At 42.7% G+C, this 11,636-nt stretch carries 8 protein-coding genes, 1 tRNA gene and 2 pseudogenes; 2 read left to right on the top strand and 9 right to left on the bottom strand.

Annotated elements, in window-relative coordinates; genetic code table 11:
• Positions 1-490: 490 nt before the first annotated feature.
• The 3 genes from E0E16_RS00995 to E0E16_RS00985 all read right to left on the bottom strand — a co-directional run bounded on the left by E0E16_RS00995 (position 491) and on the right by E0E16_RS00985 (position 4,263).
• On the bottom strand, positions 491-1,705 hold the full coding sequence (locus tag E0E16_RS00995; RefSeq protein WP_130828436.1) for a bifunctional 3,4-dihydroxy-2-butanone-4-phosphate synthase/GTP cyclohydrolase II: 1,215 nt from the start codon (positions 1,703-1,705) through the stop codon (positions 491-493).
• 75 nt (positions 1,706-1,780) lie between these two features.
• Positions 1,781-3,697, bottom strand: a complete 1,917-nt coding sequence (locus tag E0E16_RS00990) for an LptF/LptG family permease (protein ID WP_130828435.1) — start codon at positions 3,695-3,697, stop codon at positions 1,781-1,783.
• Positions 3,698-3,867: 170 nt separating this feature from the next.
• On the bottom strand, positions 3,868-4,263 hold the full coding sequence (locus tag E0E16_RS00985) for an START-like domain-containing protein (protein ID WP_130828434.1): 396 nt from the start codon (positions 4,261-4,263) through the stop codon (positions 3,868-3,870).
• A gap of 141 nt (positions 4,264-4,404) precedes the next feature.
• On the opposite strand from E0E16_RS00985, the gene E0E16_RS00980 reads away from it, so the two are divergent.
• Positions 4,405-4,478 (top strand) — tRNA-Met (locus E0E16_RS00980).
• Positions 4,479-4,644: 166 nt separating this feature from the next.
• Here the strand turns inward: E0E16_RS00980 and E0E16_RS00975 are convergent.
• On the bottom strand, positions 4,645-5,595 hold the full coding sequence (locus tag E0E16_RS00975) for a DMT family transporter (RefSeq protein WP_130828433.1): 951 nt from the start codon (positions 5,593-5,595) through the stop codon (positions 4,645-4,647).
• A gap of 271 nt (positions 5,596-5,866) precedes the next feature.
• Here E0E16_RS00975 and E0E16_RS00970 point away from each other — a divergent pair, with 271 nt between their 5' ends.
• Positions 5,867-7,159 (top strand): MFS transporter, encoded by a 1,293-nt coding sequence (locus E0E16_RS00970; RefSeq protein ID WP_130828432.1) that lies wholly within the window; start codon positions 5,867-5,869, stop codon positions 7,157-7,159.
• A gap of 435 nt (positions 7,160-7,594) precedes the next feature.
• Here the strand turns inward: E0E16_RS00970 and E0E16_RS00960 are convergent.
• The 5 genes and pseudogenes from E0E16_RS00960 to E0E16_RS00940 all read right to left on the bottom strand — a co-directional run.
• Positions 7,595-8,221, bottom strand: a pseudogene (locus E0E16_RS00960) (relaxase/mobilization nuclease domain-containing protein); the annotation flags it as partial.
• A 222-nt stretch (positions 8,222-8,443) separates the two neighbouring features.
• Positions 8,444-9,379: pseudogene (locus E0E16_RS00955) on the bottom strand (DNA topoisomerase); the annotation flags it as partial.
• Positions 9,355-9,510, bottom strand: a complete 156-nt coding sequence (locus tag E0E16_RS00950) for a hypothetical protein (protein ID WP_255418087.1) — start codon at positions 9,508-9,510, stop codon at positions 9,355-9,357. The pseudogene E0E16_RS00955 and the gene E0E16_RS00950, both read right to left, overlap by 25 nt.
• Before the next feature lie 67 nt (positions 9,511-9,577).
• The gene (locus tag E0E16_RS00945) at positions 9,578-10,273 is read right to left on the bottom strand and encodes a hypothetical protein (RefSeq protein WP_060940843.1); all 696 of its coding nucleotides are present in this window, start codon (positions 10,271-10,273) and stop codon (positions 9,578-9,580) included.
• Positions 10,270-11,636, bottom strand: a 1,367-nt coding sequence (locus tag E0E16_RS00940) for an RHS repeat-associated core domain-containing protein (RefSeq protein WP_305000467.1), incomplete at its 5' end; no start/stop codon positions are given. The genes E0E16_RS00945 and E0E16_RS00940, both read right to left, overlap by 4 nt.

Genomic DNA, 11,636 nt, shown 5'->3' with positions numbered 1-11,636 from the left:
TGGAACGCCGAAAATATGGCGAACGACGGTCTTATGCCATCTTCACCAAAGGTCCCAGGGGGCATCGAGCCCCCTAAGACCTTGCCGAAAATATGACGGAACTTAGGTGTTGTCCATCTTCTTTTATGCAAGTGCACTGACTTCAAATTTAAACTATATAATGTTAATGTCAAGTCATTCAGTAAATAAGAAAATATTTGACAAGTAAAACAGAAATACATCGTCAGATCTGACAAGTGAATTCAGGAAAAGACAATTTTCTTCATTCATCTATCTAAAGCTTAGCTTTTGCTTTCCAAAAGGTAAGCTTTTGCAATGCAAAAGGTCATGAATCGGAGTGCAAAAGCTAAGCTTTTAAATCACAATTAATATAGTCCTGATTATCAATGGGTTATAAAGTGTTCCCCAGGTGCGATTTTTGTAATATAATTTCGTAGTGATGGTCGGGGCGAATGTGCGCTGTCAAGCGTCTGTTTGCTTTCTTCCACTGCTAATCTATGTGCAAATCGTGTCCCATTCTCTCTTTCTTCGTTTTCAAATATCGGTAGTCGTATTGGTTTGGTGTGATTTCTATGGGGACGTTCTCCAGAATTTCAAGTCCGTAGGCTTCCAGTCCCACGCGTTTGGTGGGGTTGTTGGTCAGCAATCTCATTTTGTGAACTCCCAAATGTCGTAGCATCTGCGCCCCACATCCATAATCGCGCTCATCCGGCTTAAAGCCTAAGTGTATGTTGGCATCAACGGTGTCCATGCCTTGTTCCTGTTGCAGTTTGTAGGCGGCAATCTTGTTCATCAATCCGATGCCCCTTCCTTCCTGCTGCATGTAAATGATGACACCTTTTCCTTCTTTCTCTATCATTTCCATTGCCTTTCTCAGTTGCTCTCCGCAATCGCAGCGACGGCTGTCGAGTATGTCTCCGGTGGCACATGACGAGTGTACGCGCACGAGAATGGGCTCGTCTTTTCCCCATTCTCCTTTTATCAGAGCCATGTGTTCCAATCCGTTACTTGTCTGTCGGAATGGGATGAGGTGGAAATCGCCGTGTTTGGTGGGCAGTTCAACTTCTTCGCCTACTTCAATGCTTGTCTCATTCTTCAGTCGATAGGCAATGATGTCCTTTATACTGATGATTTTGATGTTCCATTCTTCAGATTTTTTCATCAAGTCGGGCATTCGCGACATGGTTCCGTCCTCGTTCATGATTTCCATGAGTACACCTGCAGGGTAACATCCCGCGAGTTTGCAGAGGTCGATGGATGCCTCGGTGTGCCCTGACCGGCGCAATACTCCGTTGTCCTGTGCATATAGTGGGTTGATGTGTCCGGGACGTCCGAAAGTCTGTGGTGTTGATTTGGGGTCGGCGAGTGCTTTGATGGTTGCTGCACGGTCGTGAGCCGATACACCTGTGGTGCATCCTTCCAATTTGTCCACCGTAACCGTAAAGGGCGTTCCTAGCATCGATGTGTTGTCGGAAACCTGATGTGGGAGGTCCAGTTCTTCGGCTCTGGACAGTGTGATAGGTACGCAGAGCACGCCACGAGCATTTTTCAGCATGAAGTTTACTTTCTCCGGAGTAATCATTTCGGCTGCCATGATGAGGTCGCCCTCATTTTCTCTGTCTTCATCGTCCACAACGATGACGAATTTTCCTTCTTTGAAATCCTTTAATGCTTCTTCTATACTACTGAGTTTGAATTTTTCCATATTCTGTATAATTACCTTTGGTGGGAATGAGTTTTCCTTTTGTTCCCCGGATGTTATTATTTTTGGGTTTCGTTATTACCGTGATTTCTCTTCAGCGTTTAGTTTTTCTATTTCGCTGATGATGTTTTCGTTCACCTCCTTGATGGTCTTGAGATCTCTGTAGAGTCGTAGTCTGAACCGCCACATCCTGAAATAGAAGAAAAGCCCTGCCGGGAAAAGAATGGCAGCCGTGATGTTCATCCATTTTCTCTCGAATGGTCGGGTGTGTGCCTTTACGATGAGGATGGGATACTTGTTTATCTCTGTGAGGATAGCCCTGCTTCGAGTGTTGCCCAAATCCTCTATCACGTCTTCCATTTGATTGTTTATGCGCTCTATCTCATGGTCGGGCTGATATTTGAAGAACGTATTAATGATGTTGGGTGGCGACTTCAGGTTTTTCTTCTTTGCGTAACTTGTAACGGCATTGTTGATATCGGTAAGAAGGGTGGTTGCTTTTAGATAGTCGGGCGATTTCAGTATGACTTCTTTGCCGTTGATGTGTCGTTTGATTCTAAGTCCTAACATTCGCATTATCATGTTGCGGTAGAGGTCGATGTTAAAGACGGCGGAGTCATTGTTTGCTTTATAAGTGAAGAAGATGGCGGTGGGGATGAGTATTGCCGGCGATAACCCCCTTCCGAACCATATCGCCCAGTCGCCTTGTTTTGCCATCTTTTCACCGGTATTGTCGAGGATGTAATAGATAATGAACACCAACACGCTGATGATAATGGGCACACCGAGACCACCTTTTCGGATGATGGCTCCCAACGGTGCGCCTATAAAGAAGAAAATGATGCAGGTGAGTGCCAGCAAGTACTTGCTGATTACCTCAATTTGGTGTTGTCGAATCATCTTGTCGCCATCGCTCGTAATCATGCTCTTGAAGTCGAGGTCGCTGATTTCTTGTTGTACCGTGGACAAGGCACGATCCACCACCATGCGTCTTTCGTCCGGACGGAGCTTGCCGTAAACAGAATCGATGTTGAGGCTGTGCTTTTCCAAATTTTTCTTTATGGTAGCAAGTTCTTTTGGCTTGAGGTGTTGAATAGGATAGTACATACCTTGTGCTTCTTTGTAGAAAGCGTCCCCAATGCTGTCATATACGTGGATGAGCGAATCCTTATCGGTTTTTATCTTGCTGATGCTCTTTGTACTAGCATTGCTCGATATCCCTGCCATGTCGGTTAGATTAAAATCGGCATCAAAGTCGATGATGATTTTCTTGTTTATGAAAGTCTCGCGCCGATAAGGAATGGTTACACTGTTTCCCATCTCTTGCGAACGCATGTTCTCAAACCATTCGCCGTTCCATAGAGTCATTACGAGATGTTTCTTCTCGGCGGTCGATTGCAACATTCCCGAGTCGGCAAGGATGATGGCTTGGTCTTCATAGCTGTCGGTCATTCTATATACCATGATATTATAGAGATGCCCTGTTTGTAAATCTTTCTTCTCCACGTAGAGGTTGGTCTGTGGAATACCATCGTAGAAGACCCCTTCCGGTATTTCCAGTTCCGGATTTTTTTGTTTCATTGAAATGAACAGTTGCGCCATGTGTTTTTGCGCGTCAGGACCAATGTTGTTTTGAAAGTAAAACGACCCCAAGGCTACCAGCGAGGTAACGATGATGAGTCCTCTGAACGATTTCATGAGAGAGATGCCTGATGACTTGATGGCGGTAAGTTCGGAGCTTTCGCCGAGGTTGCCGTAAGTGATGAGCGATGAAAGCAAGATGGCAAGCGGAAGGGCTTTTGGTATCATGATTAGGCTCATGTACCAAAAGAATTGCCCCAGAATTTCCATGGAAAGACCTTTGCCAATGAGAATATTGACATATCTCCACAGGAACTGCATCATCAGGACAAATAAGCTGATGAAAAAAGTTCCGGCGAATAACAAGCTAAATTGCTTTATTATGAATATGTCTAACTTTTTAATTCGGAACATCGTTTGTGCTCATAACGCGTTTGTGCGCATAACTTCTGCAAAATTACACAAAATAATTAGAGTAGCCACGGTTTTTTATTTTTTTATCACCATGACAGTCTTCTAACCTGCGTTATGAAGAGGTGCTGTTAAGGGAACACCCTTACAATCCTGTCGTTAAGGGCCCACCCTTACATTCCTGTTGATAACCTGAGTCGGTCAATGTTATTGTTCCAAATGTCAGTGAGGTCTTCGAGTTCATCGGAAGTGGCAAAGTCGGTGATGTGCAAATGATAATTCTCGGCTATCTCGTCCTTCGACATCTTTATTTCCCAATAGGTTTGTTTGTCGTCTTCGTATTCCCAATACCATCGAATGCGATCTTTCTTCACGACTTCCAATACTCTTGCAGTGTGTGTCTCGGAGAGATGTCCGGGATTTCCCCATGTGAAAGTGGTGTGTCTGCCATTTGTGCAGACATCGTCTGCCAACCATTTCTTTAATCCTGTGTCAGTGCTGATAAGCGTCCATATCAGTTTTGCTGATTTAGATCTTAATTCGTACTCTAATTCAAGTTTCTCTTTCATGCAAGCTTTCATCTTAACGTTGTTATGTGCAAATGTAGATCTTTTCTTTTTGGGGACAAAGAAAAAATAAAATAAATTTGTGGGTTTCATTTTTTTTTAATAACTTTGCAACCGCTTTTCAAAACGAAAGCTGAAAATGATGGCGGGATAGCTCAGCTGGTTAGAGCGTCGGATTCATAATCCGGAGGTCGTGGGTTCGGGTCCCACCCCCGCTACTTATCAAGAAAAGAGGGTGCAATTTGTTTTTGTATCCTCTTTTTGCATATCCTTGATGTCTTTTTACACGAAAAAACAGATGTTCATTTGCATTAAAGAATACCTGTTTTCGGTTTTTTGTTGCTTTATTCCTTGACTGATGTCGCGAAGGTGCGTTGAAACAGGCTATAGCAAGAAGAAGAGCGACACGCCTATTACAGATATCACGGCACCGACAACACCTTTGAGCGTGATTTTCTCATGGAAGAAATAGTGCGCCGGCAACAATATCATGATGGGGCTTGTTGCCATGAGTGTACTGGCAATGCCGGCATTGGTGTATTGTCCCGCCATCAGCGAGAAGCTCACGCCGAGGAACGGACCGGAAAATACGGCTATTATCAGTGCCCACATCCCTTTTTTGTTGCGTACGCTCTGTACCCAACGTTTGCTGTCGCCTTTCAAAATCAGCCATATACCATAGCAAACCAATCCGGCTATGCAACGTATGAGGTTGGCGCTGAACGATAGGTAATCCTCCATGCCCTGCCAAACTTCCGGAGTGACGGCTGCCTGCACGTCGGCTTTGTAATGTTCTTGTCCGATCAAACTCAAAACATAACCCAGACCTTGACCTAATCCGGCACCAATGCCAAAAAGTACGCCTTTCAATGGTAATTGTAGCGATACCTTGCTTTTTCCTTCGCCTTTGCTAAGCACGGAAATTGCGATACCGGACATCGTTACAATCATGGCTATCAGACTGTTGAGATTCATCACTTGTCCCATCATTACCCAAGCTGATAAGGCTGTGAACATCGGAGCAAGTGTCATGAAAAGTTGTCCGTAGCGCGAACCTATAGAGATGTAGCTGTTGAACAGACACCAATCGCCGAAGAAATAGCCCACAACGCCAGAGAATAACAGCCACATCCAGCTATCGAACTGAGCATGAATGGGAAAAGCCTCACCTGTGAACCACCACATCATGATTAGTGATAAAGCTAATGCCAATCCCATTCTCCAAACATTTGTGACGATGACACCCAATTGTTTGCTGGCAACTTCACAAGACATGGCAGCAATCGTCCATGAAAAGGCTACTCCCAACGAAATAATCTCACCCAAATAATGCATATGTTCTTTATAAATTTTATAATTGTCAATGTTATGTTTGGAAATCGGATGCAAAGGTATTACAAAACATAATAATAAGAGAATGACAGCGATAAAAAAACAAATAACAATGAGAAAAACTGTAGCTTTTTCTTTTTCAACTGTCTTTTTCTTATTTTTGTCAAAAGATTTTAAATGGAGATAATCAATAAAAATTCAAATAAGATACAGAGACGGTAGTCATTTGGATTTTTTTCTTTATCTTTGCAACCTACTCGGTGAATGATAATATATGCGATATAAAAACGAGAAAACATTAAATACCAATCGATCTGCATCTCCTTGGGCGTGGGTGCCGACGCTTTATTTTGTGGAAGGATTGCCAAATGTGGCAGTTACGCTCCTCTCCATTGTGTTGTATCGGCAGATGGGGCTGACCGATGCGGAAATAACCTTTTACACATCATGGTTTTATCTTCCTTGGGTAATAAAGCCTCTGTGGAGTCCGTTCCTTGATATCCTTAAAACCAAACGCTGGTGGATAGTTGCAATGCAGACTTTGTTGGGTGCTGCGTTTGCAGGAGTAGCGTTTACGGTAAACACTTCTTGGTGGTTGCAAGGCTCAATTTGTTTCTTTTGGCTGTTGGCTTTTTCGAGTGCCACTCATGATGTGGGAGCAGATGGCTTTTATATGTTGGGTTTGAAGGAGCACGAACAGGCCTTTTTCGTTGGCATTCGTTCCACTTTCTTCCGTGTATCTTGGATAGTGGGGAAAGGAGGCTTAGTGGCTTTGGCAGGTGTCCTTCAAGAAACAATGGGTATTCAGCTCTCTTGGTCGTTGATATTTTATGCTTTGGCAGCCTTATTTATAGGGATGTCGCTCTATCATGAGTTTATTTTACCGAAACCGGCTGAAGATGCCGAGCGAGGCAATTTGGATGCCGCGGGACTCTTGAGGGAATTTGGGGCAACCTTCGTGTCTTTCTTTCAAAAGAAACAGATTTGGGCGGCAGTTGCTTTCATGCTTCTGTTTCGTCTTCCGGAGGCATTGCTCAATCCGGTGTCTCCGCTATTCTTGCAAGCCCCCACAAAAGATGGAGGATTGCAGTTATCGCTCGAATCGTTTGGCATGGTAAACGGAACGGTGGGCGTGATTGGCTTGTTGCTCGGTGGTATATTGGGCGGAATGGCAGCAAGTAAGGGCGGACTGAAAAAGTGGCTTTGGCCAATGACTTTTGCCATTACTTTGCCTAACGCAGCTTATGTTTATCTTGGCTTTGAGATGCCTGCAAGTTTAGTGTTGGTTAGTTTGGCTATCTTTATTGAGAATTTTGGTTATGGCTTTGGCTTCAGTGCCTATATGCTGTTTATGATTTATTTCAGTCAAGGCAGCCACAAAACCAGCCATTATGCGCTTTGTACGGGCTTTATGGCATTATCGATGATGCTTCCGGGATTTTTTGCCGGAGCTTTGGCAGACCGTGTAGGCTATGAATGGTTCTTCATTCTTGTCATGGTTTCCTGTATTTTCCCATTTCTTGTTGCCTCTAAATTGAAGATAGACTCGGAGTTCGGGAAGGAATAACCCGATTTCTCAAGATTGAATGCGAGCCGTAATCGTAATTTTTATTGAAGTTGCGGTTCTCTATTTTGAGCCAAAATCGGTCATTGGACCATAATTATCATGTAATCTAATCACCATGAAATTACATTACAAAAACCATACCCGAGATACAATTCGTAACACATTGATAATCAATGCGATATTAATTGCGATTTAAAAGCTTACCTTTTGCACTCCAAGATAATTCTTAAACTACAACTGATTGAAAATAAATAAGTTACCTTGTTGATAAGACTAAACTGGTAACGATTTAGAAACGAGCGAACTACTTGGCTTCGCTGTTTTCTGCCTAACAAAGAACGCTTGTTATTCTGTTTGCAAAGATAATACTTTGTTACCGAATAGCAAGCGCTTTTGATGAGATATTCTTTATCATGCACTTTTTGTATGCTATGTTTATATTCCCCTTCCACGTTTCTTCTTTCTGTTAGCTTGGTATCTGAGTTTGCGCTGCCATGCAGCTTCGGTTAAGTCATTGCCTTGTGTACTTGGTGTAATTAAATCGCCTAACCCTTCCACCGCTTCATCGGCTGCGCTAACGATGGTGTCTGCCACTGCACCAATGGGATTCTGCACTTGTGAGGTATCATTGTCTCGTGAGATAGAGGAGCGGCTTGGAGGTACAAGTTGGTAGCCTGTATCAGATTGTTCTTTCTTTTCTGTAGGCTCTTGTACTGTTAGATGTGGTTTCCTTGATTCTTCCTTGTTGGTTGTTTCAAAGTTCTTCTGCAAGGAATGGTAGCCGAACTCCCTGCCGATTTCGGAAGCCTTGAAGGATTGCCCTGCGTATGAGAACTTCAAGCCATATACCTTGCTCTGCTTGTTCTTCATACGCTCTATGGTAATGCCGTTTTTGTTCAATTCATAAAGGAACATGGAATGCCCCGTGACACCTGTTCCTTTGTACTTGTCAAGCAAGGTGTAGCAAATCTTCTGCACCTGCTGCTTTGTTTGCTCTCTTGTAGGGCTGGCTTTTTCCTTTTGGTGTTTCCTTTCTGCCTTGACTTCTTTTGCAATGGCAATTCAAGTGCGGAAAAATGAAACGGACTGATAAAAAAGTGTGGCTTTCTCTTGTTTTCATCGAAAATAAAGACTACCTTTGCGATGTTAGGTAAGTGGTCTTTGAGGCATTGCAGAATAAAGAGAGGGAAAGAAACTCGCTCGTTTCCAAATCGTAACCCTTTTCTTCTTTATTCGGTGTTATTCTATTGATTATCTGAAAGATATAAAATTCTGAAATCTTTTGCGGGGATAGGTCGTGATTTTCTTCTCATAGAGGCTCTGGGCAATCGAGAGGGTCTTGTCTGCTGAAAAGCCGTGGCGTCTGTTGGTTTCCTTCTGCAAGGCAGTAAGGTCGTACAAGAGTGGTGGTGACGTATGTCCCACCTTTCTTGCGACCGATTCAACTTTAAGCTGGCTCTGACTGCGAAGCGAAGCAAGAGCAGTCTGTGCCAATGCTTCATTCTCATAGTCTTTACAGCCAACGGCTTTCAGCGATATGCCCTCTTTCTCCATGAGTGCGGAGAGTTTCCAATAAGGTACGGAAGAAAAATCATGGTTCTCTATGTACCGACGGCAGACCATAGCAAGGGTTGGAGTCTGTACCCGTCCCAAGGAATAGCCGCCTTTGCGGACGATGGACAATGCACGGCTGGCATTGATACCCACGAGCCAGTCGGCTTCGCTTCTTGACTTGGCGGAGTAATATAGATTGTCGTAGTTGTTTCCCGGTTTGAGATTGGAAAGTCCTTCACGAATGGCTTTGTCCGTCAATGATGAAATCCAAAGACGGTCGAAAGGCTTTCTGCAACCAAGATGTTGATAGATGTAGCGAAAGATGAGTTCACCCTCACGTCCTGCATCGGTGGCTACGATGATGCGGTCTGCTTTGTCAAAGCAGGAGCGTATCACTTTGAGCTGTTTGAGTGCTGCGGGGTCTGACGTGTAGTCCTTATCCTTACGAACTTGTCGCACGATAAGCTGGAAAGGATTGGGACGGATGGGCAGATCTTCGGCTTTATAGGCTGCAAAACCGTAGGCTTCGGGCATGGCAAGGGTGATGAGATGTCCCATCGCCCATGTTACCACATAACCGCTACCTTCCAAAAATCCGTCTTGTCTGGTATTAGCTCCTACTATACGGGCTATATCTCTGGCTACCGAGGGTTTCTCGGCAATAATACACGCTGCTTATCGTAGGTATAGGTAGTCTCCGTGCCATTACCGAGCTTCGTATAGACCGTATGACCCTCCTTGTCGTAACCTATCCTGTCAACTATAACGCTCTGACGTCCCTGTTTATTGCTCGTCAAGTGTTTAGAGAGCTACAGTAACATCACTCTGTAATTCTGTTTTTGCAATGTCTTCATCAGGTGCTTTCTAATAAAAATAATCAAAATGACCATGTAGAAACCCCTCTTCTATAATAATTCCTTTACTATATTTTTTATCCTCATACGATACTATAATACGTCTCCCATCTTTAGCATAGAATTTCCATCTTCCTATTCTGCTAAAAGTCCCCTTGTCTCTTTTTACAAAGCCTTCTTCTGCTATATCATTATTTGTATAATAGTTTTGTACAAAATAGATAGAATCTGTATCAGATACGCTAAACTCCTTAAATTGCTTTAACTTATTCTGGGGTATTATTCTTAACACCTGTCTCATTTTCTTTTGCTTTTCCATTTTACTTATCTCCAAGAAAAGACTCTTTCTAATAATATTTAAGGTATCTAAGTCTAAGTCTTTACTCCATTTTCTTAATAATGGAGAATAGGTATAGAATGATGAACCATAATAGAAAGATAAACGGAAATCGCCGATTCCTACACAGGAGTATCTAAAAGAAAGATTCTTATATATGAGACCTCCACCCAAATCATATCCCTTTATTCCTATCGAGTCTAAGGATAGAGGATAGGTATGTCGTTCCATATTGTATTTTTCTATCTTAGCGATTAGTTCATCTCCATGACTGTAGTATGAATTAAGCATAAAGCTATCATAAGCTGTTTTGCCAATGAAAAAAGCTAAGATAGATAACAAACAAATAATTATAATTTTCTTTTTCATTTTTTGTTGTTTGATACAATAAAGTTAAACTTATCTATACTTGGTACATATTTAATGGTCTTTTCTAAATTATTAATTTTTATATCCATAGTTCTGGCATCCGGATTAAACTTCAAAAAGATATTTCCAGTATTATTTCGATTAAATTTATCTATTAGGTTCATTACATCAGCCTTTGTATTCTCGTTAGGTTGATAATAAGCATTCATTACATACTCTGAGAACTCTGCAGCTACGTTAAGCTTCCATTTGCCAGATGTATGGGCAAAGGTCCTGGTACGACTGGCTCTCTCATCAACTGATGCATGTAAAAGATGATTTTTATAAGCGTTTCTTTGATCATCAAGTTTATGGAAATACTCATGTTGTAATGTATTCATTAAGTTATATTTATTATCTAACCATCTATCTACAGTTCCATCTGAATTAGATGGTTGTAGCCAGATCCCTTTGTCACTATAATCATAATTAGCAAAAATACCAAGTATTTCATTACCTTTAGCACCTACTAATCCATGGACGCCTGCTTGTTTTGCATAATAGCCAGCAATATTAGCCACTATTTGGCGATAATCTCCTCTTCCAATTCCCAAAAAATATGGAGAAATATTATAACTAGATAGACTATGTCTATTCCCTTTGGGATCAACGATCGTTATATAGGCAGAATGATCATTTATAACTTTCACGATTCTTCCATCCCCATTAATATGGACTTCATCATTTCCATCAACGTCAACCCGCCTTACAGGGTTTTGCCTGCAATAAAGATATGAACCACTCGCTTGATACTTCTCTGCCAACGGATCCACCCCATACCACAGACTCGTGACAGGGTTCATGTACCTTGCACCGTAATAGTACAAGCCTGTTTCCTCATCAAACTGTTTGCCATTGAACTTGTACGGTAGGTCTTCGGATGAAGAATGCTCATCAACTAACAGCTCACCGTATGGCAGGTAGGCATCGAACTGGGTGATGTTGGCATGATCATCTGTGATGTAAGACGTGCTACCGAGGTGGTCACTGTGATAGAAGAAGGTCTCTTCTTTTGTAGTATCGTTTGGGATATAACCATAACCAGCCTGCGGGTCATCAGGGTTACTCGGGTCATTCCAGCTTACAGGTGGACCAGGGTTGGTATTCGGCGTAGTGTTGGGGCGTGGAGTCTGAATCCAACCCTGTGGCACATCATGGTTACCGAGTTCTGTGAGGACGGCATTATAACCAACACCCGTGTTCTCTGGATCACCATACGCACCCTTCTCTGTAGGTACTCCAGGGGCAATGCCTTGCTGCTTATAGTATGCCTCTTTCTGCTTCTGAATCTGATTCATACGTTCAGCATAGTCCTGCTGACCAG

Origin of the sequence: Prevotella rectalis (assembly GCF_900607215.1) — a bacterium.
GTDB classification, from domain to species: Bacteria; Bacteroidota; Bacteroidia; order Bacteroidales; family Bacteroidaceae; genus Prevotella; species Prevotella brunnea.
This window is presented reverse-complemented; position numbering and strand designations above follow the sequence as displayed.